20 protein-coding genes are annotated in these 25,096 nt (G+C 70.8%); 11 read left to right on the forward strand and 9 right to left on the reverse strand.

All coding sequences use genetic code 11. The features are described 5' to 3' along the window. The first annotated feature begins 53 nt into the window (after positions 1-53). Entirely contained in the window at positions 54-680 is a 627-nt protein-coding gene (locus tag ACFC1K_RS03030) for a MarR family winged helix-turn-helix transcriptional regulator (RefSeq protein ID WP_375870372.1), read from the forward strand. Positions 681-740: 60 nt separating this feature from the next. Here ACFC1K_RS03030 and ACFC1K_RS03035 read toward each other — a convergent pair whose 3' ends face one another. The 3 genes from ACFC1K_RS03035 to ACFC1K_RS03045 form a co-directional block, all read right to left on the reverse strand. Continuing rightward, positions 741-2,786, reverse strand: coding sequence for a substrate-binding domain-containing protein (locus ACFC1K_RS03035; RefSeq protein WP_375870373.1), 2,046 nt, complete (start codon positions 2,784-2,786; stop codon positions 741-743). A gap of 120 nt (positions 2,787-2,906) precedes the next feature. Beyond that, complete coding sequence (locus ACFC1K_RS03040) at positions 2,907-3,479, reverse strand: hypothetical protein (RefSeq protein ID WP_310286600.1); 573 nt, start codon at positions 3,477-3,479, stop codon at positions 2,907-2,909. Between the two features lie 123 nt (positions 3,480-3,602). Further along, on the reverse strand, positions 3,603-5,084 hold the full coding sequence (locus ACFC1K_RS03045; protein WP_375870374.1) for an MFS transporter: 1,482 nt from the start codon (positions 5,082-5,084) through the stop codon (positions 3,603-3,605). An 81-nt stretch (positions 5,085-5,165) separates the two neighbouring features. Here ACFC1K_RS03045 and ACFC1K_RS03050 point away from each other — a divergent pair, with 81 nt between their 5' ends. The 3 genes from ACFC1K_RS03050 (at position 5,166) to ACFC1K_RS03060 (ending at position 9,227) form a co-directional block, all read left to right on the forward strand. Further along, positions 5,166-6,749 (forward strand): MFS transporter, encoded by a 1,584-nt coding sequence (locus ACFC1K_RS03050; protein WP_375870375.1) that lies wholly within the window; start codon positions 5,166-5,168, stop codon positions 6,747-6,749. A gap of 85 nt (positions 6,750-6,834) precedes the next feature. Then, positions 6,835-8,586, forward strand: coding sequence for a sensor histidine kinase (locus ACFC1K_RS03055; protein ID WP_375870376.1), 1,752 nt, complete (start codon positions 6,835-6,837; stop codon positions 8,584-8,586). After that, on the forward strand, positions 8,577-9,227 hold the full coding sequence (locus ACFC1K_RS03060) for a response regulator transcription factor (protein WP_310286590.1): 651 nt from the start codon (positions 8,577-8,579) through the stop codon (positions 9,225-9,227). Before ACFC1K_RS03055 ends, ACFC1K_RS03060 begins: the two co-directional genes overlap by 10 nt. A gap of 76 nt (positions 9,228-9,303) precedes the next feature. Here ACFC1K_RS03060 and ACFC1K_RS03065 read toward each other — a convergent pair whose 3' ends face one another. Continuing rightward, the gene (locus tag ACFC1K_RS03065) at positions 9,304-11,019 is read right to left on the reverse strand and encodes a hypothetical protein (protein ID WP_375870377.1); all 1,716 of its coding nucleotides are present in this window, start codon (positions 11,017-11,019) and stop codon (positions 9,304-9,306) included. 105 nt (positions 11,020-11,124) lie between these two features. Between ACFC1K_RS03065 and ACFC1K_RS03070 the strand changes: the two genes are divergently transcribed. Next, a complete protein-coding gene (locus ACFC1K_RS03070; RefSeq protein WP_375870378.1) occupies positions 11,125-12,336 on the forward strand; it encodes an alpha/beta hydrolase family protein in 1,212 nt (403 codons plus the stop codon). Here ACFC1K_RS03070 and ACFC1K_RS03075 read toward each other — a convergent pair. Beyond that, the gene (locus ACFC1K_RS03075; protein WP_375870379.1) at positions 12,287-12,556 is read right to left on the reverse strand and encodes a hypothetical protein; all 270 of its coding nucleotides are present in this window, start codon (positions 12,554-12,556) and stop codon (positions 12,287-12,289) included. The genes ACFC1K_RS03070 and ACFC1K_RS03075 overlap by 50 nt on opposite strands. Continuing rightward, positions 12,553-13,263 (reverse strand): hypothetical protein, encoded by a 711-nt coding sequence (locus ACFC1K_RS03080; RefSeq protein ID WP_375870380.1) that lies wholly within the window; start codon positions 13,261-13,263, stop codon positions 12,553-12,555. The genes ACFC1K_RS03075 and ACFC1K_RS03080 overlap by 4 nt, the downstream gene beginning before the upstream one ends. Positions 13,264-13,372: 109 nt before the next feature. Between ACFC1K_RS03080 and ACFC1K_RS03085 the strand changes: the two genes are divergently transcribed. The 5 genes from ACFC1K_RS03085 (at position 13,373) to ACFC1K_RS03105 (ending at position 18,130) form a co-directional block, all read left to right on the forward strand. Continuing rightward, complete coding sequence (locus ACFC1K_RS03085; protein ID WP_375870381.1) at positions 13,373-13,930, forward strand: hypothetical protein; 558 nt, start codon at positions 13,373-13,375, stop codon at positions 13,928-13,930. Positions 13,931-14,103: 173 nt separating this feature from the next. Next, complete coding sequence (gene dnaK, locus ACFC1K_RS03090; RefSeq protein ID WP_375870382.1) at positions 14,104-15,972, forward strand: molecular chaperone DnaK; 1,869 nt, start codon at positions 14,104-14,106, stop codon at positions 15,970-15,972. Positions 15,973-15,974: 2 nt separating this feature from the next. Then, on the forward strand, positions 15,975-16,592 hold the full coding sequence (locus ACFC1K_RS03095) for a nucleotide exchange factor GrpE (RefSeq protein ID WP_375870383.1): 618 nt from the start codon (positions 15,975-15,977) through the stop codon (positions 16,590-16,592). A 15-nt stretch (positions 16,593-16,607) separates the two neighbouring features. After that, positions 16,608-17,606 carry a DnaJ C-terminal domain-containing protein gene (locus ACFC1K_RS03100; protein ID WP_375870384.1) on the forward strand — a complete coding sequence of 333 codons (999 nt, stop codon included), beginning with the start codon at positions 16,608-16,610 and terminating at the stop codon, positions 17,604-17,606. Positions 17,607-17,659: 53 nt separating this feature from the next. Continuing rightward, positions 17,660-18,130, forward strand: coding sequence for a heat shock protein transcriptional repressor HspR (locus ACFC1K_RS03105; protein ID WP_310286575.1), 471 nt, complete (start codon positions 17,660-17,662; stop codon positions 18,128-18,130). 63 nt (positions 18,131-18,193) lie between these two features. Here ACFC1K_RS03105 and ACFC1K_RS03110 read toward each other — a convergent pair whose 3' ends face one another. Then, positions 18,194-21,547 carry a collagen-binding domain-containing protein gene (locus ACFC1K_RS03110; protein ID WP_375870385.1) on the reverse strand — a complete coding sequence of 1,118 codons (3,354 nt, stop codon included), beginning with the start codon at positions 21,545-21,547 and terminating at the stop codon, positions 18,194-18,196. 126 nt (positions 21,548-21,673) lie between these two features. Here ACFC1K_RS03110 and ACFC1K_RS03115 point away from each other — a divergent pair, with 126 nt between their 5' ends. Further along, positions 21,674-22,090 (forward strand): MmcQ/YjbR family DNA-binding protein, encoded by a 417-nt coding sequence (locus tag ACFC1K_RS03115; RefSeq protein WP_375870386.1) that lies wholly within the window; start codon positions 21,674-21,676, stop codon positions 22,088-22,090. Positions 22,091-22,093: 3 nt separating this feature from the next. On the opposite strand, the gene ACFC1K_RS03120 is transcribed toward ACFC1K_RS03115, so the two are convergent. Together ACFC1K_RS03120 and ACFC1K_RS03125 are read right to left on the reverse strand one after the other, a co-directional pair. Continuing rightward, a complete protein-coding gene (locus tag ACFC1K_RS03120; RefSeq protein ID WP_375870387.1) occupies positions 22,094-23,719 on the reverse strand; it encodes an amidohydrolase in 1,626 nt (541 codons plus the stop codon). Beyond that, positions 23,716-24,993: an MFS transporter gene (locus ACFC1K_RS03125; RefSeq protein WP_375870388.1), complete on the reverse strand. Its 1,278-nt coding sequence runs from the start codon at positions 24,991-24,993 to the stop codon at positions 23,716-23,718. The genes ACFC1K_RS03120 and ACFC1K_RS03125 overlap by 4 nt, the downstream gene beginning before the upstream one ends. Positions 24,994-25,096: the final 103 nt, after the last annotated feature.

The raw sequence follows: 25,096 nt of genomic DNA on the forward strand, positions 1-25,096 counted from the left end.
GCAGTGTGACATGTATTTCAGATCCATGTCAAGTCGCATGTAAATTGGAGGGCATGCCGTCCACTCCCGACGACCCCTCCGACGCGATCGCCGCCGCCCTCGCCCGCCTCCGCGGACGACGGGGCCCCCGTCCGCCGTGGATGGAGGGCGCCGCTCCGCATGGCGCGGGCCCGCACGCGCACGGGCACGCCGGACCGCATGGGCACAGCGGCGATGGCGGGGAGCACGTCCACGCCGACGGCACGATGCACGGCTTCGGCGGCCGCGGTCCGTGGGGTCGCGGGGGACCGGGCCCCGGCTTCGGCGCACCGCCGTGGGCCGGAGGAGGCGGCCGCTTCGGCGGCCCCGCGCGCATGAGGCTGCTCGAGGCGCTGGCCGCAGCATCCCATCCGCTCTCGGTCGGAGAGATCGCCGACGCGGTGGGCGTCGATCAGCCCCGGGCGTCGCGGCTCGTGCAGCAGTCCGTCGAGCTCGACCTGGTGCGGCGCGAGGCGGACCCCGACGACGCCCGCCGCACGCGGGTCGCGCTGACGGATGCCGGAACCCGTCTGGTGCGCGGATTCCGCGGTGAGCGGCGCGAGGCGATCGACTCGGCGCTCGCCGCCTTCACCGACGAGGAGCGCGCGGAGCTCGCCCGCCTGCTGACGAAGCTCGCCGACTCCTGGCCCGGCGCCAACTGACGCTCGCCTGTCACGACGTGCCGCGGCGAGCGGCACATCGTGACAGGCGAGCGGAGGGAATCAGAAGCTGGTGACGAGGTCGCCGAGCACCGCCTCGAGCTTCGACGGGTCGGTCGCGTCGTAGTAGTGGGCGCCGGTCGCGCTCGAGATGGACTGCAGCGTCGCCACGTCGGCGTCGGCCCCGTAGGCCAGCGTGAAGATGAGCACCGGCGTGGCGTGGTGCATGTCCTTCAGGTTCGCGAGCATCTGGTCGGCGCTGATCGTCGGCGCGTTCGGGGCGTCGTTCTCGCCGTCGGAGAGAAGCACGATCGCGTTGATGTGGTCGCTCGACCACGACGCCGCCTGCTGCGCCGCGAACGTGTCGACCGCCTGATAGAGCGGGGTGTCGCCCATCGAGGTGAGGCCGCCGAGCGCGCCGAGGAAGCCGTCACGCGACGAGCCGATGTCGGCGACCGGAGACACGAGCCCCGGCACCATGGCCCCGTCCGGCGCCTGCGCGAAGGCCGCGAGGCCGACGTCGTCGCCGTTGGTGAAGTGGCCGAGGGCCGCCTCGATCGCCTTGCGGGCCTGGGTGAGCTTCGTGTCGCTCGCAGAGATGGGCTCGTCCATCGATCCCGACACGTCGAGGAGGAAGAGCACGTTCGCGCGCTTGCGGACGTCGGGGAACGACGCCTGCACGGCGGTGACGACGTCGGCGCCGGGGAAGGCGAGCGTGCCGCCCTGGTCGCCGTCTAGCTGCCCGACCTGCTGGACGCCGTCGTCGAGGTCGCGGTTGAGGTCGCGGTAACCGGCAGCGCGGACAGCCGCCTGACCCTGCGCGGTGTGCGTGAAGCGGATGAAGTCCGCCGCCGCCTCCGACTCGACCGGATCGATCCACGCGCCCGTGAGGCGCATGACCGGATTGTCGGCGGTGTAATAGCCGTCGGCCGGGTAGATCGGCACGAGCTGCTCCGCCGGCGGGTCGGCCTGCGTGCGGGTGATGCCGTCGCGGCTCGTGATGCCGCGGTTGTAGTCCCACACCGACTTCTCGTCCACGATGACCGCCGAGAGGAAGTCGGCGGTGGAACCGGATGCCTCGGCCTGGCGCGCGTGCCAGAGGAAGTGCTCGGGCGTGGCCATGTAGTGGCTCGTCGCCTTCTCGTTCTCATGCACCTCCGCCTGCACGGCGGGGTCCTGCACCTGGGCGGCGGTGAAGTCCGTCATCGATCCCGCGGCGGTGCCGTAGGAGGCGAACATGGCGGCCTCGCCGCTCGTCGCGACGAGCGGGCTCGTCTTGCCCAGCTTGAACGCGCCCCACTCGGGGTGGCCGAGGCCGCTCCAGAGATCGGGGTCGCCCGCCGACGTGAAGATCTCGGCCCACGTCGGCGCCTCGGCATCCCATCCGATCGCGGACGCGAGGTTCTCGGGCATGGCGAGCACGATGTCGGAGACCGCGACGCTCGTGCCCTCTGCGCGAAGGTTGGTGGCGCCGGCGGCCTGCGCGACGTCGACCCACGTCGACGAGTCGGGCAGCCACACCGTGGGCTTCTGGTCGTCGGCGAGGTTCGGGAAGCCGGTCGCGACGACGGCAGCGGCCACACCCGACTTCTCGCGGCTGGTCGTCACCGTCACGCATGAGCCGGCCACGTTGCGTGGCTGGCTGTTGTACGCGGCCGCGAGTCCTTCGACCATCTCGGCGTTCTCGAACGACGACAGCACGTTGACCGTCGCGCACGGCTCCGCTCCGGCGGTTGCGGCCGGCTCGTCCTCGGGGAAGACGATCGGCTCGGCGACCACGGGTGCCTCGGGAGCGGGGTCGGCGGCCGGCTGCTCGGCGCCGGCGAGGTTGGAGATGATCGCGTACGACACCGTGCCGATCGAGCCGACCAGCACCACGATGCCGACGATCGTCGTTGCGATGATCGCCTGGCGGCGGCGCTTGCGGCGGCGCTCGCGGCGCTCGTCGATCGCGGACGGCTTCCCGGACTTCGATGCGGCAGCGGGGGTCGAGAAGGTGGGAGAAGAGGTCGACGGAGATGTCGACGGCATGGGTGCGGTCGGTGGGTTCGGGGACTGGCCCCGACGGGGTCCGGGCTCGTCCTCGCCGCCGCGCGTTCCATCGCGCATGGGCATCCTCGGGCTGGTTGCGGCCGCGAGGCCGCGCGGGGGGTCACCGGTCGGATAGCCCGGTGTGGCTAGAGCCTAACCCGAGTGAGGTTGCGAGGCGAGGGAGAGGACGCCGAGAGATCACCGTGAAGCGGTGTTCAGCATGCCGATCAGAACGGCCGTCCACCAGGCAGTCTGCGACACCACCGCGCTCCAGATGCACCAGAGCCGCAACCTGGCGGGGAGCGCCGAGAACCGCACGCGGCCGGGCAGCCGGTCGAGTTGATCGGTCAGCCTCGTCATGGCCACGCCGTTCATCGCCGCGACGAGAACGGCGATCATCTTGATCGCGGTGAGCGGCTGCGCGAGGTCGGGCTGGAGGAACGCACCGGTCGCGAGAAGGCCCGCGATGCCCAGCCACGCCAGGGCGGTCACCGGGGGCTCCGTGCGGCGGAGGTCGTCGAGAGAGGTGCGGCGCAGCATCCAGAGCAGTCCGCTCATCTCCAGCAGCACCGCCGCCCCGAGTCCTACGATCACGGATGCCAGGTGGCCGAACAGGGCCGGTGCGTGCAGCCAGTCGTGCGGCACGACCGACGTGCCGATCCACAGCGACAGCAGCCACCCGATCAGCACCCACCAGTAGCCGACCGCACGGCGGTGACGCGCGGCGCGCAGGCGCTCGGCGCGTTGGCGCTGGATCAGCGGGGTCGTCACGGTGCCTCTCGGGTTCGGCGAGGTGAGGCACGCGTGCGCGACGACCCCCCGTGCGCATGCTGCCCGAAAGCGAGGGTATCCGATGCGACGGCTGTCGCGATCGGCAGGACGGACCCGGAGGGATCAGCCTGCGATGTCTTTGGGCCGCAGCTTGACGGGGAGCAGGAGCAGGAGCCCGACGAGCAGCACGATCACGATGCCGAGGATGCCGTAGTGCGTCGCGCCGAACACACCGATGAACGTCGCCCACAGCAGCGGGGAAAGGAAGCTCATCACGCGGCCGGTGGTCGCGTAGAGGCCGAAGACCTCGCCCTGCATCCCGGTCGGCGTGACACGTGCGAGCAGCGACCGGCTCGACGCCTGCGCCGGGCCGACGGCGGCCGACAGGATGATGCCGCCCACCCAGAACACCGGCTTGCCGCCTTCGCGGAGGAAGAAGACGAACAGGGCGCTGACGATGAGGATCGTGAGCGCGGTGATGATGACCGCGCGGGCGCCGAAACGGTCGTCGAGACGGCCGGCGATGATCGTCGAGACGCCCGCGACCAGGTTCAGGGCGATGCCGAAGGCGATGACCTCGGTCGCGCTGAACCCGAACGACACCGCGGCGAGCACTCCGCCGAAGGCGAAGACTCCGGCGAGGCCGTCGCGGTAGACGGCGCTCGCGATGAGGAACCAGAAGGTCGGCCGGTGCTCGCGGAAGAGCGCGACGACGTCGCGCACCAGCACGAGGTAGCCCTCGAAGAACCCGACCTTCTTCCGGCCCGGGTCGGCCGGCGATTCCGGCACGAGGAAGACGAACGGCAGCGCGAAGACGATCGTCCACACCGCCGCGCCGACGGCGATGAGGCGGTAGGCGAGGCCGTCCGACACGTCGAGGCCGAACCAGTCGAAGGTGTTGAGCACGACGACGAGCGCGAGCGCCAGGATGCCGCCGATGTAGCCCATGCCCCAGCCGAGCCCGCTGACGCGGCCGATCGTCTTGGGCGTCGAGACCTGCACGAGCATCGCGTTGTAGTTGACGCCCGCGATCTCTGACGAGACCGACCCGAGGGCGACGAGGATCGCCCCGAGCCAGAAGAACTGCGGCTCGGAATACACGAAGAAGAGCGCGAACTGCAGGAGCGCCAGCACCGCGGTCGCCCCGACCACCCAGCGCTTCTTGGTGCCCGCGGCGTCGGCGCGCTGACCCAGCACGGGGGCGAGCAGGAGGATCAGGATGCCGGCGGCGAAAGTCACCCAGCCGTACCACTCCGACAGATCGGCGAGGGCGCCGCAGTACGCCGTGCCCGCGTCCGCCGAGCTGGAGCACACCATGTCGCCGTTCGCGTTCTGCTGGGCGACATCGGGCGGCAGGAACGCGTCGGAGACCAGGTACAGCGAGACGAAGACGAAGGTCAGGATGACCGAGTTGAAGGGCTGCGTCGCCCAGTCCCACAGCGCCCACGCGAACACGCGCCGACGGGGCACCGGCGTGTCGTCGAGACCGTCGGTGTTCAGGGCCGCGGTCGACAGCACGTGCTCGGTCGAAGCGCCGGGCTCCGCCGGAGAAGCAGGCTGCGACGGCGTGCCGGGCTCGTCGGAGCCGGGGACGGGAGAGCTCATGTTCGTCACACTAGGGCCCTTCGGTGAACTGGTGCGGAATCAAAGTAGCGCTCCGAACCGCCGTGGTGGTTTGCTTCGTTCATGACAGGGGATTCCTCGCCCGAGACGAAGTTCAACGGCCGTCTCGCCATCCTTCTCGCGATGGCGATGTTCGTGCTCGTGGTCGACACGTCGATCATGAACGTCTCGATCTCCGCAGTGGTGACGGAGCTCGGCACGACCGCCAGCGGCGTGCAGGGCGCGATCGCCCTCGAAGCCCTTGTCTCGGCGGCATTCATCCTCATCGGCGGCAAGACCGGCGACCTCATCGGACGCAAGCTCGCCTACATCCTGGGCCTCTGCGGCTACGCCGTCGGCGCGGTCGCGATGGCGTTCGCAACGAGCCTGACCGCCGTCATCATCTTCTGGGCGGTCATCGGCGGGATCGGAGCATCCCTCCTCCTCCCGTCGATGCAGTCGCTCATCCACGGCAACTTCGCGGGCTCCCACCAGAAGCGCGTCTACGCGCTGGTGGGCGCGTCGGCCGCCATCGCCGCGGCCGTCGGCCCGCTCCTCGGCGGCTTCATCACCACCTTCTGGTCGTATCGGGTCGCCTTCGGCCTCGAGGCCGTCATCATCGCGGTCGTCCTCCTCGGTGCCGGCCTCGTGAAAGACGTCAAGTACACCGGCGACCGCTCGATCGACCTCGTGGGTGCGGCCCTCTCGGTCATCGGCATGGGCGGTGTGGTGCTCGGCATCCTGGTGTGGCAGGAGGGCGGCGGCTACGTCGGCATCATCATCGGCCTCGGCGTGGTCGCGCTCGGCGGCCTGGCGTGGTGGCTCAACTCGCGCAAGAAGAAGGGAAAGCCGGTCCTCCTGGACCCCGCGCTGTTCTCGTCGAAGCCGTTCCGCACCGGCGTGAGCGGGCAGCTGCTGCAGCAGATCGCCCTCGGCGGCACGATGATCGTGCTTCCGCTGTACCTGCAGATGGTCTTCGAGTACAACGCGCTGCAGGCCGGTCTGTCGATCGCGCCGCTGTCGCTCAGCATGTTCGCGGTCGCGATCTGGGCAGGGCGCCGTGCCAAGGGGCGCCCCGCGAACCTCATCCTGCTCGGCTTCTCGCTCGCCGCGGTGGGCCTCATCGCGATCGTTCCGCTCGTGCCTCGCGCCGACAGCGGGTGGTGGCTCACGATTCCGCTCATCATCGCGGGCTCGGGCCTCGGCCTCCTGGTCTCGCAGCTCAACAACTACACGCTCTCGCCGATCTCCGACGAGCGGGTCAGCGAGGCCGCGGGCGTCAACTCCGCCGCCGGCTCGTTCGGCCTGTCGTTCGGCCTCGCGTTCGCGGGCGCCATCATGCTGGCGACCCTCGCGGCCTCGTTCACGTCGCTCGCGTACTCCAGCACCGTGCTCACCAGCGAGCAGCAGACGCAGGTCGCCACGGTGCTCGAAGAGGACGCCGAGCTCATGTCGAACACCGGGCTCGAGCAGCTCCTCGCCGACGAGCCGCCGGAGGCATCGGCGGAGGTGATCCGCATCAACACCGAGGCCCGCCACATCGCGCTCCAGGTGGCCCTGCTCATCCCGATCCTCGCGGCGGTGCTCGGCGTGCTCAACGGGTTCCGCATGCGGCGCCTGCCCGACCCCAAGTCGAACGAGGCGGTGGAGGGGATGCTGGGCGGCTGAGCTGTCGCTTTGGCGACCTGAGTCCTCGTGCGCCCGGGCGGCGTGACGGTTCAGAATGAGGGGACGTCATCCGCGAGAGGGTCCGATGCCTGCAGCACCCGGTGTGCGCTCCGCGCTCTCGCGCTCGCTGGATCGCGCGATCGTCATCGTCGCGGTGCTGTCGGCGCTGCTCATCCTCACCACGATCGGGCTCCTCCCGCTCGGCGGCCCGGCGGGCCTCCTGCTCGCGGCGCTGCCGCTGATCTTCGGCATCTACGTCGTCGCCGGGCTCATCGCGTGGCGGCGACGCCCCAGCAACGGGCTGGGCTTCCTCATCCTCATCGCGGGGCTGATGGTCTTCATCGGCGGCGTCGCCAACACCGAGGTGCCCGTCCTGCTCGCGATCGGCGCGATCGGGGCGACGCTCGCCCTGCCGGCGATGGTCCATCTGCTGCTCGCGTTCCCCTCGGGAAAGCTCCCTGATCGCCTCTCGCGCGCGCTCGTCGTGGTGCTCTACACCGCCTCGCTCGTGCTGCAGGCTCCGGAGTACCTGCTCGACCCCGACGGGTCGTACCCGCCCTTCGCGATCGCCGACGCACCGGGCGCGGTCGCCGTGTTCGGCATCCTGCAGACGCTCGTCGCCACCGCCGTCATGCTGGTGGTCGCCGGTGTGCTCTGGGGGCGACTTCGGCGAGCGGATGCTGCGCACCGGCGTGTGCTGATCCCGCTCTTCTCGTACGGCATCTTCACGGTCCTCTTCCTTCCGCTCATCGCCATCGCGCTGGACCGGGTGTTCCACGTGGAACCGGCGGTGAGGGGTCTGCTGCAGTTCGCCGCGGTCGCCGGCATCCCGATCGCGTTCGCGCTGGGACTGCTGCGCGGCGGCTTCGCCCGCACCGGCGAACTGGAGGAGCTCGGCACGTGGCTCGGCACCGCCGACGCCGCGAAGGAACCGCTCGCCGCAGCACTCGCCCGCACGCTCGGAGACCCGACGCTGCGGCTGTTCTTCTGGGCAGAGGGCCAGGGCGGGCTGCTCGATGAGGGCGGCCGTGACGTGTCGGTCGAGACGGTGGCCGATCCGCGGCGCGGGTGGCAGCCGATCGTGCTCGACGGCCGATCCATCGGCGTGATCGACTACGACGCCGAGCTGCTGGCCGACAAGGAGCTGGTGCACACCGCCGGCCGGATCGTCGCCATCGCCGTCGACCGCGACCGCCTCACCGCTGAACTGCGTGCCAGCCAGACGGCGCTGCGGCGTTCGCGCGAGCGGATCGTCGAGGCGGCCGATCGCGAGCGCCGCCGCATCGCGCGGGATCTCCACGACGGGCTCCAGGTGCAGCTGGTGCTGCTCGCGCTCGAAGCGCAGCAGATCGCGACGGCGCCCCCGCCGCGCGTCCCCGAGCGCGCCACGCGGCTGCGGATCGACATCGATGCGGCCGCCGCCGATCTGCGGGCGCTGGTGCGCGATCTCGTGCCCGCCGCGCTCGTCGAGCGCGGCCTGACGGCTGCGGCCGAAGACCTCGCCGACCGGATGCCCATCCCCACCGAGATCGCCTCCGAGATCGACGACGGGGCCCTCAGCCACGTCGTCGAGGCGACGACCTACTTCGTGCTCACCGAGGCGCTCGCGAACGTCGTCAAGCACGCGGGGGCGACGATCGCCAGGGTCAGGCTGGGTCTCGACGACGGTCGCGTGCGCCTCGACGTGGAGGACGACGGCGTGGGTGGCGCCTCGATCGAGGCGGGGTCCGGCCTCAGGGGCCTCGCCGACCGCGTCGAGGCGATCGGCGGAACGATCTCGATCTCGAGCCCGCCGGGCCGGGGAACACGAGTGTGGGCGGAGGTACCGTGCGGGTAGTCATCGCGGAGGACGAGGCGCTGATCCGGCGCGGACTCGAACTCGTGCTCGAAGAGGGCGGCCACGAGGTGGTCGCGGGCGTCGGCGACGCGGACGCGATGACGGATGCCGTCCTCCGCGACGCGCCGGACCTCGTCGTGACCGACATCCGCATGCCGCCCACGCACACCGACGAGGGGCTCGAGGCGGCCCTGCGGATCCGCCAGGAGCACCCCGGAACGGCGGTCGTGGTCCTGTCCCAGCACGTGCAGCGCCGGTACGCGCAGGACCTTCTCGCCCACGGGACCGAGCGCGTGGGCTACCTGCTCAAGCAGCGCATCGCGGATGTCGGCACGTTCCTCGACGACCTCGAGCGGGTCGCCGCCGGCGGCACGGCGCTGGACCCGGACGTCGTCGCGGTGATGGTCGGGCGTGCGCGGCATTCCGAGGCCGCGGTCAGCGGTCTCACCCCGCGCCAACAGGAGGTGCTGGCGCTGGTGGCCGAAGGCCGCAGCAACGCCAGCATCGCGAGCGCCCTGTTCCTCAGCGAGAAGGCGGTCGTGCAGCACGTGTCGCGCATCTACGACGCGCTCGGCCTTCCGCTCGACGCCGAGGCCCATCGCCGCGTGCAGGCGGTCATCCGCTATCTGAACCGCGACTGAGTGCCGGCGGAAAGCCGGGGTCGCAGCATCCATCCCCTGAAGGGAGAGTGGATGCTGCGACCCTGGCGATCCGCTCTCAGTCGGTGGTGCGACGGCCGCGGCGTGCGAGCCGGGTCAGCAGCAGTGCGGCGCCGGCGAGTACCGCGATGCCGGCGAGCCAGGCGGCAGCCGACGGATCGACGCTGCTGCCGGTGGCCGCGAGGGCGCCCGATGCGGCGGCCGGCGTGGCGGTGGGCTGCGGCGTCTGCGCAGGAGCGGCGGGCGTCGGCGTGACCGGCGGCTCGGCTTCGACCTCGTCCGAGAGCGCGCGGGTGTGCGAGGTGAGGGTGCCGGGAGTGGTGTCGTCGGGAACCGTGAAGGTGCCGGTGACGCGGTACCACGTGCCGCCGGTCTCGAACAGGAAGTCCCCGCTGATCTTGCGGTACGCCGGCGCGAACTCGAACCAGCCTTCTTCGTGAGCCGGCACGATCATCGTGGCGATCCACTTCTTCTCGGTCTCGTCGGTCTCCTCCCAGCCGTACGCGACCTTGATGGCAACCTTGAACAGATCGACGACGTTCGCCTCGGCGCTCACCGAGACGTTGACCGTGTTCGTGATCGACCGACCGCTCGCGTACGAGAACTGGTACTCCGCGTCGTCCTCGCCGTCGTTGGCGTACGGCGGACCGAGGGGCTTGCCCGGTTCGACCAGGGCGTCGTTCGTCGCGGGCACGAAGTAGCAGGCGTCGGCCGCGTCACCGCAGCCCGCCGACATGAGGTCGCGCGCCTCGAGCGGCTCGAGCGTCTGGATGGGTGCGGTCTTGATGGCGAAGTCGACGCGGTAGTCGCCGCGTCCCGAGACCTCGGTCGTCGTCATGTCGCACGTGTACGGCGATGCCGTCACGGCGAGCGCACCCTGCGACGGATCGCCGTCGAAGATCTGGCACGTGTAGTCCCAGTTGAACTCGACGCCACGCCAGTTCGACGCCATGCCCGACACCCAGAACCGCGTCGGCACGCCGCCGTCGTAGATCCGGTACGAGAAGTAGCCCGAGGCGTTCTCGGTGGACTCGCCGTTGCGGCGGAACGCCGCCCAGTCGAGCGTGGCGCCCGACGCGATCGTCAGGAACGGCAGCTGCTCGGCCGGATCGGCCGGATACCAGCGGCCGTCGGTGATGAACCTCGTGGTCGGCGACTCCAGGGCGCCGTCGTGGAGAGACACCGAGCCCTGGGGCGAGATCGCGCCGCGCACGGTCGCCCAGTCGAGCGAGGAGACCTCGAACGTCTCGTCGTACGCGTACCGCGGATCCGGGCCGGGGAGCATCCCCTGGTGCGTCGAGGTGCACCAGTACGGCGAGTCCTGGCTCTGATCGAGCTCCGTGCCGCCGGCGGCCGGATCGCCGCGGTAGATCCGGCACGAGCTGCCGTAGATGGTCCCGCCGCCCGAGGTGTGCGCATCCGCCACGACCCAGAACTCGGTCACCGTGCCGAAGTCGACGATGCGGGCCGTGGCGCTGCCCTGGACGCTCTGCGTCTCGCTGGCCGCCGACCATGTCGTCGTGGTCGCCGGCCCGGCCGGGCCGACCTCGCTGTTGTCTCCGGGCTCGATGCGGCCGGAGTCGTCGCTCAGGTCGTAGCGGATGTCGGTGAGCTCGATGTCGCCCGCGATCCGGAGCGTGGTCTGGATGCCCACGAGACCTTCCAGAGCGGCCGCGGGCGTCGCTGCGAGCACCCCCGCCGCGGCCAGGGCGATGCTGATCGTGCCCGCGGTGATGGCCTCCCGGCGACGACGGATGATCGGAGTGCGTGCCATGGTCACGACCGTAGGAGGACGGCGGTGCGGGCGGCGAGGGACTCAGGTCGCCAATGGGCCCCGGGTGCGTGACAGCGCACCGCTGACACCCCTACCTTCGGGGGTGTGAGCACACCGGACGGCGCCCTCTTCAGCGATCCCTTCCACAACGAGTTCGGCACCTGGATGCTCGGCTATTCGCCAGCCGGCGGTGGCGACGTCGGAGAGGTCGCGGCCGTCGGCCGCGCCGTCGGCGACGGGGACGACGGCGCGTTCTTCGACGCCTGGGTCGCGGCCGGCGATCGCGTCCGGGCCGAAGCCGACGCCGCGGCGGCGGCGGGGCGACCTGGCGCGTCCGATCTCTATCTGCGCGCGAGTGCGTTCTATGCCAGCTCGTACCACCCGCTCTTCGGCACGCCCGTCGACCCGCGTCTGCTCGACGGCTTCCGCCGGCAGATCGACGCCTTCGATGCGGGGCTGGCGCTGCGCGGCATCCATCCCGCCGCGGTGCCCGTCGGGGACGCCCGCGTGCCCGCGTACCTCGTGCCGGCGTTCGGCCGCGAGACGGAGGTGCGGCCGCTCTTGATCCTGGTCAACGGCTATGACGCCACCGTGACCGACTCGTACTTCGCCTCGGCCGTCGCCGCGCTCCGGCGCGGGTACCACTGCCTGCTCTTCGACGGTCCGGGCCAGGGCGCCGTCCTGTTCGAGCAGGGCGTGCCCATGCGGCCGGACTGGGAGATCGTCGTCTCGGCGATCATCGACCACGCGCTGACGTCGCCGATCGTCGATCCCGACCGCATCGCGGTCAGCGGCTGGAGCCTCGGCGGCTACCTCGCGCCGCGCGCCGCGTCGGGGGATGCGCGGATCGCCGCGTGCATCGCCGACCCGGGCCAGCAGGACCTGGGGGCCGGACTCTCGACGTTCGCTCGCCGGCTGGGGGCGACCGAGGAGGAGGCCGCGGATCCGAGCGGGCTCGACGATGCGGTCGTGGACCGGTTGATGGGGGTGATCGAACAGGACCGCAAGCTGCGGTGGTCGATCGTGCAGCGCGGCTTCTGGGTGAACGGGGTCTCCGATCTGAAGAGTTTCCTCGCGCGCAGCGCCGAGTACCGCATCGACCGTGTGGCGGACATCCGCTGCCCGGTGCTGCTCACGCGCGCCGAGGGCGATCCCCTCGCGGCCGGCGTGCCCGCGTTCGCGGCCGCCCTGCCCGATGCCACCGTGATCGACTTCACGGCTGCCGAGGGCGCCGGCGGTCACTGCTCGATGCAGAACCGGTCGCTCCTCAACCGCCGCGCACTCGACTGGCTCGACGACGTGCTCGCCGCCCGCTGACGATCAGCACGCCGGCGCCGAGCAGCACGGCGGCGGCTCCGAGGATCGTCGCGGCCTGCGGCGAGGCATCCGACCCGCTCGCGGCGAGCGATGCCGCGGGCGCGGTCGCGGGATGCGCATCCGCGTCCGAGCCGCCCGACGGCGGGATGGCCGCCGCCGGAAGCGTGGAGCCGGGAGGTGTCGGCGTGGGCTCGATGACTCCGACGTCGGTTCCCGTCACCCGTGACACGCGGAACACGGCCTGCCAGTCGCCGCCGCTCGCGAGATCGAGACCGTCGACCTGGCACCGGAGCCGTCGATGAACGTGTGCGGCGCACTGGTCTCGAACGTGCCGTTCGTCAGGGTGACGCCGGACTGCGGCGCCACGATGCCGCGGACCGTGGTCCAGATGAGCGACGAGATGGTGACCGTGAGCGTGGTGATGTTCCCTTCGCCCGGGTCGTACTGGATGCCGGTCTTCTCGCACGTGTACGGCGACCCCTCGGCGGGATCGAGCAGCGTGCCGCCGACGTCGGGGTCGCCCCGGAAGACGTCGCAGCCGGCGTCGTAGAACGTCGCGCCCTCGCTGTAGTTGCGGGCGCTCACGACGCGCACCCAGAAGGGTGTGGACAGGCCGTTCTCGACGACGTGCGCGACCATGGTGGCCTGGATGGGTGGGGCGAGCAGATCGGGTTCCGCGGTCCATGCCAGGAACTCGGTGCCCGACGGCGCCCCGTCGACCGTCCAGCCGCCGCTGTTCTCGAACACGTAGCGCGCGGAGTCCATCGCGATCTCATCGGTGAGCTGCAGCACGGTGTGCAGGCGGTGCTCGTCGTGCTCGTCATCCGCGGCCTGAGCCGGCGCCGCGACGGCGATCGCCGCCAGGGTGCCCGCCACGATCGCGCCGGCCGCACGCAGCACCCGGCTGCCTCCCCAGTGTCGTCCCATTGTCGTCACGCTACGGAGGACCCGCCCGCGCGGGCGAGAGACTCAGGTCGTCAGTGCAGGGATGCAGGAGGTCGAGGCATCCGTCGCCCACCACCCGTAGGGTGACGGCATGACCGACGAACGAGACGGCGGGCGACCCCGCTCGCGCAAGCAGCAGCGGCGACTCGAGGAGTTCGACGGGCAGGAGGAGGCGTTCGTCCGCTACTTCAAGGAGCGGGTCTATGCCACCTTCACGGGCCTCGCGATCGTGCTCGTGGTGTCGGCGAGCGATCACGCCGAACCCGACCACGCGTTCTTCGCGCTCGTGCTGGGCGTCGTCGGCATCACGGCCGCCGGGTTCGTGTCGGACATCGTGTCGCACCTCGCGGTGCACCAGGAGTTCCCGAGCGCCGGGGAGTTCGCGGTGCTCGGGCGCATCGCCGGGGGACCGCTCGGCACCGTCGTCGTGCCGGGCATCCTGATCGCGCTCGCGTGGCTCGACGTGATGCACCTCGAGACCGCGCTGCGCGTCTCGAGCATCGTCTACATCGCCACGCTCGGGGTGATCGGGTGGGCGGCCGTCCGCCGCGCGCGGCTGTCGTGGGCGCAGAAGCTCGTCGCCCTCGGCATCCTCCTCGCCCTGGGCCTGCTCGTGATCGGGCTGCAGACCCTCGCGCATTCGATCTGACAACGGCCTCGGCCAAGTTGAGCCGCCTCGTATCAACTTTGATTTGACGGATGCTGCGACCCAGGCGTATGGTTGAGTCATCGCGACTCAACCTCATGGTGGGCCGCGAGAAGACTTCCCCGTAAACCTCGGGTGGCAGCATCCGTCTGCGCCCTTATCAAGGAGAGATACACATGGCACGTGCTGTTGGAATCGACCTCGGTACGACCAACTCGGTCGTGAGCGTCCTCGAGGGCGGCGAGCCCAAGGTCATCGCGAACGCTGAGGGCTTCCGCACGACCCCTTCGGTCGTCGCGTACACGAAGGACGGCGAGGTGCTCGTCGGCGAGACCGCGAAGCGCCAGGCCGTCACCAACGTCGACCGCACCGTCTCGTCGGTCAAGCGTCACATGGGCACCGACTGGGGCTTCGACGTCGACGGCAAGCGCTGGACGCCGCAGGAGATCTCCGCGCGCATCCTGCAGAAGCTCAAGCGCGACGCCGAGCAGTACCTGGGCGACACCGTCACCGACGCCGTCATCACGGTCCCCGCGTACTTCAACGACGCCGAGCGTCAGGCCACCAAGGAGGCCGGCGAGATCTCGGGCCTCAACGTCCTGCGCATCATCAACGAGCCCACCGCGGCCGCCCTCGCCTACGGCCTCGACAAGGGCAAGGAGGACGAGCTCATCCTCGTCTTCGACCTCGGTGGCGGAACCTTCGACGTCTCGCTCCTCGAGGTGGGCAAGGACGACGACTTCTCGACCATCCAGGTGCGCGCCACCGCCGGTGACAACCGCCTCGGCGGCGACGACTGGGACCAGCGTCTCGTCGACTACCTGATCAAGCAATTCAAGGACACCACCGGTGTCGACGTCTCGGGCGACAAGATCGCGCTGCAGCGACTCAAGGAGGCCGCCGAGCAGGCGAAGAAGGAGCTCTCGTCGTCCACCTCGACGAGCGTCAACCTGCCGTACCTGTCGCTGACCGACTCGGGCCCCGTGTCGCTGTCCGAGACGATCACGCGCGCCAAGTTCGAGGACCTCACCAAGGACCTCCTCGACCGCACCAAGAAGCCCTTCGAGGACGTCATCCGCGAGGCCGGCATCAAGGTCGGCGACATCGACCACGTCGTGCTCGTCGGCGGCTCGACCCGCATGCCCGCGGTGTCGGAGCTCGTGATGAAGGAAGCCGGCAAGGAGCCCAACAAGGGCGTCAACCCCGACGAGGTGGTCGCCGTCGGCGCCGCCCTCCAGGCTGGTGTCCTCAAGGGCGAGCGCAAGGACGTCCTCCTCATCGACGTGACCCCCCTGAGCCTCGGCATCGAGACCAAGGGCGGCATCATGACGAAGCTCATCGAGCGCAACACCGCCATCCCGACGAAGCGCTCGGAGACCTTCACGACCGCCGACGACAACCAGCCGTCGGTCGCGATCCAGGTCTTCCAGGGCGAGCGCGAGTTCACCCGCGACAACAAGCCGCTGGGCACGTTCGAGCTGACCGGCATCGCGCCGGCGCCGCGCGGCATCCCGCAGATCGAGGTCACCTTCGACATCGACGCGAACGGCATCGTGCACGTGTCCGCCAAGGACAAGGGCACCGGCAAGGAGCAGTCGATGACGATCACCGGCGGCTCGTCGCTGCCCAAGGACGACATCGAGCGCATGGTGCGCGAGGCCGAGGAGCACGCCGCCGACGACAAGAAGCGTCGCGAGGCCGCCGAGGTGCGCAACCAGGCCGAGACCCTCTCGTACTCGATCGAGAAGCTCATCAAGGAGAACGAGGACAAGCTCCCCGCCGAGGTGAAGACCGAGGTGCAGGGTGACGTCGACGCTCTCAAGACCGCGCTCGCCGGCGAGGACGACGAGGCCGTGAAGGCCGCGTTCGACAAGCTGAACCAGAGCCAGGGCAAGCTCGGCGAGGCCATCTACGCCTCGAGCCAGGCTTCGCAGTCCGCTCCGGATGCTGCGGCCGGCGACGCCGGTGACGGCCAGGCCTCGACCGACTCCGATGAGGACGTCGTCGACGCCGAGGTCGTGGACGAAGAGGACGAGAAGAAGTAACCATGGCGAACAAGGACCACAACCCGGAACCGGTCGAAGAACCGGGCGACGGCGACGAGGTCCGGCCTGAGGGTGTGGGGTCGGAGGCGAACGCCTCCGGCCCCGCGCCGCAGGACGGGCAGGACGACGAGCTCACGGTCGACGACATCCTCGGCGCCGCGCAGAACGCCGACGCCGCGGCCGAGGACGCCGTGCTCGCCGACCTCGAGTCGCAGCTGCTCAACGACCTCAAGCGCCTGCAGGCCGAATACGCCAACTACCGCCGCCGCACCGAGGAGCAGCGCGAGGTCGAGATCGAGCGCGCCCAGGGCGCGGTCGCGAAGGGCATCCTCCCGGTGCTCGACGACCTCGACCGCGCTGAGAAGCACGGCGACCTGGAGCAGGGCTCAGCCTTCGCGGCCATCGCCGACAAGCTCCGCGGCGTCGCCGAGCGCATCGGGCTCACCACGTACGGTGCCGCGGGCGAGACGTTCGATCCGCAGCAGCACGAGGCGATCTTCCAGGTGCCGACGCCGGGCGCTACCGAGACCACGATCGTCGAGGTCGTCGAGATCGGCTACCGCCTCGGCTCGGTGGAACTGCGTCCGGCGAAGGTCGTCGTCGCGGTTCCCGCCGAGTAGCCCCAAGGAGGCTCCATGGCCAGTCAGGACTGGTTCGACAAGGACTTCTACTCGGTGCTCGGCGTCTCGAAGGACGTCAGCGAGGCGGACCTCAAGAAGACGTATCGCAAGCTCGCGCGGAAGTACCACCCCGACTCCAACCAGGGTGACGCGGCCGCCGAGGCGAAGTTCAAGGAGGTCAGCGAGGCGTACTCGGTGCTCTCCGACGCCGAGCAGCGCAAGGAGTACGACCAGATCCGCGCGATGGGCTCGGGCGCCCGATTCACGTCGGGCGGCCCGGGCGGCGCCGGCGGCTTCGAGGACGTCTTCTCGATGTTCAACCAGGGCCGCGGCGCGCGCTACCAGAGCGCCGAGGACTTCGACGACATCTTCGCGATGTTCAACCAGCAGCAGGGTGGCACCGGCTTCGGCTCCGGGCGGTTCGGGCAGACGAGCGGCGGTTACCGGGGCTTCGGTGGCCCGACGCGCGGTGCCGACGTCACGGCGCGCACGACGATCGACTTCGTCACCGCGACCAGGGGCGAGACCATCACGCTGGCGGGCGAGGACGGCAAGCCGTTCAAGGTCAAGATCCCCGCCGGTGTCTCGGACGGGCAGAAGATCCGGCTGCGCGGCCGCGGGCGTCACTCGCCCGACGGCGGTGAGAACGGCGACATCGTCGTGCAGGTCACCGTGCGACCGCACCCGGTGTTCACGCGGGACGGGCTGAACCTCCGTGTCACGGTTCCGGTGACGTTCACCGAGGCCGCGCTCGGCGCCACCATCGAGGTGCCGACGCTCGGCGGCGATCCGGTGCGGCTGCGCGTCGCGCCGGGCACGCCGTCCGGCCGCGTGCTGCGTGTCAAGGGCCGCGGCGTCGAGACGGCCAAGGGTACCGGCGACCTCCTCGCCGAGGTGCAGGTGGCCGTGCCGTCCCATCTCGATGAAGCCGCGCGCGAAGCGCTCGAGCGCTTCCAGAGCCTCGAGTCCAAGGAGAACCCCCGCGCCGACCTTATGGCCAAGGCGCAGGGCTAGACGATGGATGCGGGTCGCCTGGCGACCCGCATCCGGAGGATGGTGAGAGAAGGATGACCGAGGACGACATCGACGAGGATGCCCCGATCTTCGCGATCGCCGTCGCCGCCGAGCTGTCGGGCATGCACCCGCAGACGCTGCGTCAGTACGACCGGCTCGGGCTGGTCGTGCCCGCCCGCACGCAGGGCGGATCTCGGCGCTACTCGCTGCGCCACGTGGAGCAGCTCCGCGAGGTGGCCCGCATGTCGTCGGACGGCATCGGCCTCCCGGCGATCGTGCGCATCCTCGAGCTCGAGAACCGCGTGCAGGAGCTGCACAGCCGCGTCCGCGACCTCGAGGACCGCATGCGCGCCGAACTCGAGAAGCGGCCGGGCGCCCGCGTCTTCGCCGCCGGATCGACCGGCGCGGTCGTGACGCTGCGTCACGGCACGCGTGTGCGCCGCGCGACCGAAGTCGTGGTGTGGCGCCCGCGCACGGCGCTCGCGCAGCAGAGCGAACCCCCGGACGAGACCCCGGCGGGCTGATTCACGAAAGAGGGAGGGGACGGATGCCGTCCCCTCCCTCTTCGTGTGCACACGGGTCGTGCGTCAGACGCGTCGCGCCCGTCTCATGGCCAGCAGCAGACCCACCCCGATCAGGCCGACGGCTCCGAGCGGGACGAGGGGCGAGAGGCCGCCGCCACCCGTGGCCGGAAGCGGACGCATGCTCGCAGTGTTGGTCAGCGTCAGCTCCGCCGTCTGCGGGGTGCGGACCTCCGACATCGGCAGCGTGACCTTCCCGTCCTGATCGGGCACGAGGGTCTCGCCGCCGACGCTCCAGACCGGGGTGCCCCAGTCGACCCGAGGGATCGACGGCAGATCGGCTTCGCGCGCCTCGATGATCGTGCCGACCGGGAAGTAGGGCGACGTGATCGTGACGTTCGGCTCGAGCTCGATGCGCTCCTGCGGGACGCCGTCGAGCCACCAATCGGCGGGGAACGTGGTGCCCGCCGGGACCGACGACCCGCCATTGCCCGCGACGACCTTCGTCACCGCCCAGCGGGTCATCGCGACCACCGAGTTGGTGACTTCGAGCACCGGCGGCGTCTCGCCGGGGCCGATCTCGACGAAGCTCGCCGGGCTCCACGTCGTCTCGCCCCACTCGTAGCCCTCGGGCAGCGCGGATGGGTCGGGCTCCTCCTCGAGAACGTTGACGATCGTGCCGATCGGGAACGAGATCGGATTGCCCTGGCCGTCGACCGGACCCGCCGGCGTCCCGTCGGCAGGCAGCCCGAACCTCCCCACCAGCACATCGCGGCTCGGCAGGTGCGCCACGTAGTCGATCGTGAACGAGTCGACGAGGAGGTCGTCCGGATCGATGCCGTCCATGCTCTTCTGCACGAGGAACGTTCCCTCGATGAGCGACGCATCGTTGGTGAGCGTCGCGTGCACCACGGCCTGGTCGTCGACGCCGATCGTGAGCTGCTCGAGGTCGAACGCGGCGCCGAGCCAGGAGACGTGCCGGATGGTCGGCGCCGCCTGCTCCTCATACGTCACGACGGTGCCGTAGGGGAACAGCAGCGGCGCGCCCGCGTCGTCGACGGGGCCGACCGGCGCACCGTTGCCGGGGACCCGCAGCACGCCCTGCTGGATCACGTCCTCGGGCTCGGTCGTCGGGAAGTACGCCGTCCACGCCACGCTGAACTCGAGGCCCGGGGGCACCTGGTCGGGCGGGACGCCGTCGAACTCCTTCGAGATCGTGAAGGTGCCCTCCTTGAGCGCGTTCGTCACCTCGATCTCGATGTCGGCTTCCGAGTCGGGCGGGAGCGGGATGTCCACGATGTCCCCGAAGCCGTCCGGCTGGTAGGGAGTCGTCACGCCGTCGATCGTGACGTTGAAGACGGGCGGCACCCAGTCGTCGACGTTCGCCACGGTGACGCCCTCGAACGTCGGCGGCAGCTCGGCCAGCTCCAGCGTCTCGGCGCCCGTCTCGAGGTCCTCGATCAGCTGGGGCTCGCCGACCGGCAGGGGAAGGGTCGCCCGCTCGGGGGCGGGGTTCGTGTTGTAGGTGACCTCGTAGCCGAACCGCGGGTCCGCGGCGGAGCCGCTCGCCGACTTCACGATCGTGATCGTGCGGCCGTCGTCGGTCGGGGTGACGACGTTCGTCAGCTCGACGTCCACCGTCGTGTCGGCCTCGGTGATCACGAACGTGCGCCCGGGGTTCCACCCGATGCCGCTCCAGTCGAACCCCGGCGGCGGATCGATGCCGTCGAGGTTCTCGGTGAGGATGATGCGGGTGCCCACCGGGAAGGCGATCGGAGCGCCGTTCCCGTCGACCGGGACGACGGGCGTGCCGGTGAAGGGCACGTTCATCGTGCCGGTGCCGATCTGCTCGCCGCCGTATCGGGCGATCCACGTCACGGGCACCGTCCCCTCGAGGACCGGCGGTTCGCCCGACGGATCGTCGATCGACTTCGAGACGCTGAAGGTGCCCGTCAACCGGGTCGCCGTGTTCGTGACGACAACCTGGGCGGTGCCGGTGCCGACGATCAGCGGGTTCGGGTCGATCTCGACATCGCCCCACTCCCAGCCGGGGATGGTCTCGGGCGTGATCTCCTCGAAGGTGATCTCCGTGCCCGCCGGGAACCGTTCGCCCGCGGCGACGGGGGTGCCGTCGGCCGGTACCTCGAGTGAGCCGACGGTGACGTTGTCGTCCGGGTCCACGGCGCGGTAGTTGACGGTGAACGTCGCCCCCTCGGGAAGATCACCGGGCTGGATGTCGCCCGACAGGGCCTTGCGCACCACGAAGGTGCCGCTGGCGTCGTTGCACGAGATCTCGCCGGAGAAGAGGAACGAGTGGACTTCCCCGCCCTGGATGACGACGTTCTGACCGATCACCTGGCCGTCGAGCGGCGCGGCGTTCACGGTGACAGAGGCGTTCGGCGCGTAGATCGAGCCGTCGATGCGGGCCTGGCCGGCGGTCACGGTGACGTCGCCGGTCAGCTGCGAGAGGTCCCACACGATGTACGGCGAATGCACGCCCTGCGGATCCGCCCGCGCGCCGATCACCTCGGTCGTCCCCGCGGGCACCCGGATGACCAGCGGGTTCGACACGCCCGGCGTCGGTCCGGGGGAGAACTGGATGAGCGCCGCCCCGGCGATGTCGGCGTAGTCCACGATGTTGGGCTGGTCCGGGCTCAGCTCCTCGAGGACGACGCGGTCGCCCGCGTCCTCGGCCACGCTGACGTGGTAGCCCACGCCGGTGGTGGGGTCCGCGATGTCGTCGAAGCAGCTCGACGCCTCCTCCCACGACGCGTCGCGGTTCGCCTCGACGTAATCGGCGACCGCCGTGGCGGAGGTGTTCGCCGTGTAGATGCTGCCGTTGCCGGTCGCACCGGAGGGGGGCGCAGCATCCGCCGGGTACTGCTGGTGGGTCGCGTCGATCAGCGGGGTCTGATCGGCGTTGGAGGGGTTCTGGTTGAGGCGCAGCCAGTCGGCACGCGTGAACGCCTGCCAGCCGCCGTCGCGCTGCACCATCTTGAGGTCGCCCCACAGCGCCGGGTCGGTCGTTCCGGCGCTCGTGATGGCGAGGATGCCGGTGCTCGCGGTGCTGTACTCGCCGACGAGGAACCGGGTGGGGTCGCCGTCGACCGTCGGCAGGTCGTAGTTCCCCGTGCCGGCGGAGACGTGGATGATCGTGTACTGCCCGCTGCTGCCCTGCACCGTGGCGGTGCCGCCCACCGCGATGCTGCCCTCGGTCTCCTGGTTCTGCAGCAGCGCGTTCTCCCGGGCGTAGACCGTGAAGCCGCCCGCGATCGCGAAGGGGTTGACGGAGTCGGGGTAGGCGGCCGCGGCGGGCTGCGGTTCGATCGCTCCCACGACGACTGCGCCGGTGGCGGCGAGCAGTGTCGCGGTGATCCCGGCGACGACGCGTCGCAGGCGTGGGCGGTCGAATCGTGGCATGTGCGAGGCCCCTCTCCCCCCGGGGCGCGAGGAGGCGCACCGCTCGGTCCTCGTACCCTATCGGTCCTGATCAACCGGACAATCACCGGCTCGACCCGCGCCGGCATCGGGCGCATGATGGAGGGCATGGCGACCCTCGACGACGTCCGCGTCATCGCGCTCGGGTTCCCCGGCGTGATCGAGCGCGTCGACGGGCACCGCGGCGGGGCGGGATGGCGTACGCCCGCCGGCCTCTTCGTGTGGCAGCGTGGCCCGAGCGGGCGCGACCTCGATCAGCTCGACGCGCTCGGGCGCGAGTGGCCGCCGGGCGACGTCGTGGGCGTGCGCACCGACGGTGCGCAGGTCAAGGAGGCGCTGCTCGAGACGTACCCCGACGCGTTCTTCACGATCCCGCACTTCGACGGCTACCCGGCCGTGCTCGTGCGCCTGGACGCCATCGACCTCGAGCAGCTGCGCGAGGTCATCACCGATGCGTGGCTGCTCAAGGTGACGAAGCGCGCCGCGAACGAGTGGCTCGTCGCGCACCCGCCGGCAACCGGATAGCGCTCAGAGCACTCCGGCGTCGTACCTCGTCTCGCCGGCGACCACCGTGCGCACGACCCGGGCCGTCAGCAGCGACTCGGGACCGTCGGCGAACGGGTCGGCGTCGACGATCGCGAAGTCCGCGGCGAGTCCCGCCTCGAGCCGTCCGCGCGTCGCACCGTCGCCCACGGAGGCGGCAGCATCCCGTGTCGCATGTCCGAGCGCCTGGGCGAGCGGCAACGCGAAGTGCGGGTGCCGCGGGGCGAACGAGTCATCGAGCGCGGAGCACCGGGTCGCCGCGATGTACATGTTCGGGAGGGCCTCGTGCGGCGCCGTGGGCGCGTCGGTCGAGAAGGCCAGCAGAGCGCCGGCGTCGACGTACTCGGGCCACGCGAAAGCGCGGTCGACGCGTTCGTCGCCGAGCATCGCGGCCCAGTTGTCGAAGATGGCCGGGTCGGCGTGCACGGGCTGCATGGATGCCGTCACCCCGAGTCGCGCCATGCGCTCGGCCGTGCCGGGCGAGGCGTACTCGAGGTGCTCGATGCGGTGACGACGCGGGCGGTCGCCGTTCACCGCGGTGGCGTGCTCGAGCGCGTCGAGGGCGATGTCGCTGGCCAGATCGCCGATCGCGTGCAGCGCGACCTGCAGGCCCGCCGCATCCGCGGCGAGGACAACCGGGGTGATGTCGGCGAGCGGCCAGATGGGATCCGCGTTCGAGCCGTTGGAATACGGATGCCGCATCGCGGCCGTGCACGCATCGATCACGCCGTCGATCACGAGCTTGATGCCGACGATCCGCAACCAGGGCGAGCGCACCGTCTCGGCGAGCTCGGCGGCACGGGCGACCTGGGCGAGGTTCGCCGCCTCGTCGCCGGTGTTCTCGACGAACCAGTGGGCCGCGACGCGTAGAGGAAGGTGCCCGCCGCGCCGCTCGGCCGCTCGCTGGAACGCGGCGAGCCCGAGGTCGTCGAACGCCATGTCGACCGCTCCGGTCACGCCGGTGGCGGCGTAGGCGGCGAGCGTCCGCTCGACCGCGGCGTCGCGTGCGGCATCGTCGGTCTGCGCCGCCAGGAATGCCCACACGTGCGTCTGCGCGGCCGTCTCGTACAGCATGCCGTCGGGCTCGCCGTCGGCGTCGCGGCCGATGCTGCCGCCCAGCGGGTCGGGGGTGTCGCGCGTCATGCCGAGCTCGGCGAGGGCCGCCGAGTTCACCCAGCACGAGTGGTAGTCGTTGGCGTCGAGGTAGACCGGCACGTCCGCGACCGCGGCGTCGATCATGACGGCCGTGGGCTTGCCGCCGGGAACCGAGTCGAACAGCCACCCGCGGCCCAGCACGCGCGCGGCGTCCGGCTGCGCCGCCCGCGCGGCACGGAGGCGCTCCTGGATGTCGGCGAGCGTGCGGGCGTCGGTGAGCCCCACCCGCCCGAGGGCCTCGCCCATCATCACGAGGTGCGTGTGGGCGTCGGTGAATCCGGGGAGCAGCAGCCGGCCGTCGAGGTCGACGACGGCGGCCTCCGCGCCTGCCGCGGAGTGGGCGCCCTCCGTGTCGCCGGCGAACACGACCCCGTCGCCGGCGACGACGAGGGCCTCGGCCCACGGCTCCGCACCGGCCGTGAAGATGCGTCCTCCGGTGTAGATGGTGGCGGTCATGCGTGGAGCTCCTCGGTCTCTGCGGCAACGGTCTCGACAGCGGCTTCGGCCGCAGCATCCTTCTCCACCCTCGTCGAGATCGCCGCGACGATCGCCGCCGGGATCGCGAGCACGAAGCTCGCCACGCCCAGCACGACGGTGAATCCCTGGTAGCCGAACGCCTCGACGAGCGCCGCGCCGATGACCGGCGTGAGGGCCGATCCGACGAGGTACACCGCGAGGAGGGGGCCTGACCAGCGGCCGTCCGCGTCGAGGGCGGCCGAGGTGGAGACGAAGTACATGAAGGCGATCGCGTAGATCGTGTTCCAGACGATGAAGAGCGTGATGAACGCCGTCTGGTCGCCCGCGAAGCCGAGCGCGATCTTCAGCGCGCCGCCCGCGACCAGCAGCACCACGAGGGGGACAGCGCGGCCGAGCCGGTTGCCGACGATCATGAGCAGCACGGAGCCGACGAGCCCGCCGGCGGTCGCGCCGCTCAGCGCGAGACCCAGACCCTCGGGGGTGAGTCCCGCCTGCTCGCCGCCCATGACTCCGGCCATGGCCCACAACGAGTCCTCGCTCGCCGCCCACAGGGCGAAGGTCACCAGCAGTGCGAAGCCGGCGATCGTGACCGTGCGCGAGGCGGTGCGCGCGCGGACGCTCTGCACGACGCCCGTCTCGGGGACCGTGACCGGCATGGCCTCGGGCACCGCAGCGCCGGCTTGCGGGTCGATGACGGGGGCCACCGGAAGCCAGCCGACCGCGAGCAGGCCGACCAGGCAGAACAGTGCGAGGGCGCCGAAGACGTCGATGGGAGCGAGGCCGATGAGCGGGATCACCGCGAGCACGATGGTGATGACTCCGCGGTTCGCGAGACCGTTGAAGCCCGCGACGCGGTCGGGGTTGCGGAATGCGGCGAGAGCGGCTCCGGCGGCGGCGACCGCGCAGCCCGCGCCGACTCCGCCGACGAGGAGCCCGGTGATCGCGACGCCCGCCGACGGGACGAGCGCCGCCGCGACGAACCCGACGAGCCCGGCCGCCAGGCCGATGCGCGCGATCGTGCGGCGATGCGCCCCGGCGCACAGCGGCGCGGTGGCGAGGCCGGTGATCGCGGTGGCGAGCAGCGTCGCGGTGACGATCCAGCTCGCGGTGAGCACGTCGACGGCGAACCCGGTCTGCAGGGCGGTGATCATGTACGGCGAGAGGTTGACGCCGAGGTACCCGGCGATGCCGATGGCGAAGGTCGCGGCTGCGGTCGGGAACCGCAGGGGCACGCGAGCGGTGAGGTCGTTCATACGGGATCCTTCTGTCGTTTCTGCACGACGGTGTGCGACACCCGGCCAGCCTGGCCGGTAAACGAACGGTATTCGTTTATTGTTGCACGCGTGTGACGGATCC

Origin of the sequence: Microbacterium sp. NPDC056057 (assembly GCF_042266945.1) — a bacterium.
Taxonomy (GTDB): Bacteria; Actinomycetota; Actinomycetes; order Actinomycetales; family Microbacteriaceae; genus Microbacterium; species Microbacterium trichothecenolyticum_C.

Excerpts from the sequence above, each read along its gene's own strand:
- ACFC1K_RS03085 (WP_375870381.1), top strand. The coding sequence starts at position 13,373 with ATGACCGACGAACGAGACGGCGGGCGACCCCGCTCGCGCAAGCAGCAG.
- ACFC1K_RS03050 (WP_375870375.1), top strand. The coding sequence starts at position 5,166 with ATGACAGGGGATTCCTCGCCCGAGACGAAGTTCAACGGCCGTCTCGCC.
- dnaK (WP_375870382.1), top strand. The coding sequence starts at position 14,104 with ATGGCACGTGCTGTTGGAATCGACCTCGGTACGACCAACTCGGTCGTG.
- ACFC1K_RS03120 (WP_375870387.1), bottom strand. The coding sequence starts at position 23,719 with ATGACCGCCACCATCTACACCGGAGGACGCATCTTCACGGCCGGTGCG.
- ACFC1K_RS03115 (WP_375870386.1), top strand. The coding sequence starts at position 21,674 with ATGGCGACCCTCGACGACGTCCGCGTCATCGCGCTCGGGTTCCCCGGC.
- ACFC1K_RS03080 (WP_375870380.1), bottom strand. The coding sequence starts at position 13,263 with ATGGGACGACACTGGGGAGGCAGCCGGGTGCTGCGTGCGGCCGGCGCG.
- ACFC1K_RS03035 (WP_375870373.1), bottom strand. The coding sequence starts at position 2,786 with ATGCGCGATGGAACGCGCGGCGGCGAGGACGAGCCCGGACCCCGTCGG.
- ACFC1K_RS03110 (WP_375870385.1), bottom strand. The coding sequence starts at position 21,547 with ATGCCACGATTCGACCGCCCACGCCTGCGACGCGTCGTCGCCGGGATC.
- ACFC1K_RS03095 (WP_375870383.1), top strand. The coding sequence starts at position 15,975 with ATGGCGAACAAGGACCACAACCCGGAACCGGTCGAAGAACCGGGCGAC.
- ACFC1K_RS03055 (WP_375870376.1), top strand. The coding sequence starts at position 6,835 with ATGCCTGCAGCACCCGGTGTGCGCTCCGCGCTCTCGCGCTCGCTGGAT.
- ACFC1K_RS03125 (WP_375870388.1), bottom strand. The coding sequence starts at position 24,993 with ATGAACGACCTCACCGCTCGCGTGCCCCTGCGGTTCCCGACCGCAGCC.
- ACFC1K_RS03105 (WP_310286575.1), top strand. The coding sequence starts at position 17,660 with ATGACCGAGGACGACATCGACGAGGATGCCCCGATCTTCGCGATCGCC.
- ACFC1K_RS03045 (WP_375870374.1), bottom strand. The coding sequence starts at position 5,084 with ATGAGCTCTCCCGTCCCCGGCTCCGACGAGCCCGGCACGCCGTCGCAG.
- ACFC1K_RS03100 (WP_375870384.1), top strand. The coding sequence starts at position 16,608 with ATGGCCAGTCAGGACTGGTTCGACAAGGACTTCTACTCGGTGCTCGGC.
- ACFC1K_RS03030 (WP_375870372.1), top strand. The coding sequence starts at position 54 with ATGCCGTCCACTCCCGACGACCCCTCCGACGCGATCGCCGCCGCCCTC.
- ACFC1K_RS03065 (WP_375870377.1), bottom strand. The coding sequence starts at position 11,019 with ATGGCACGCACTCCGATCATCCGTCGTCGCCGGGAGGCCATCACCGCG.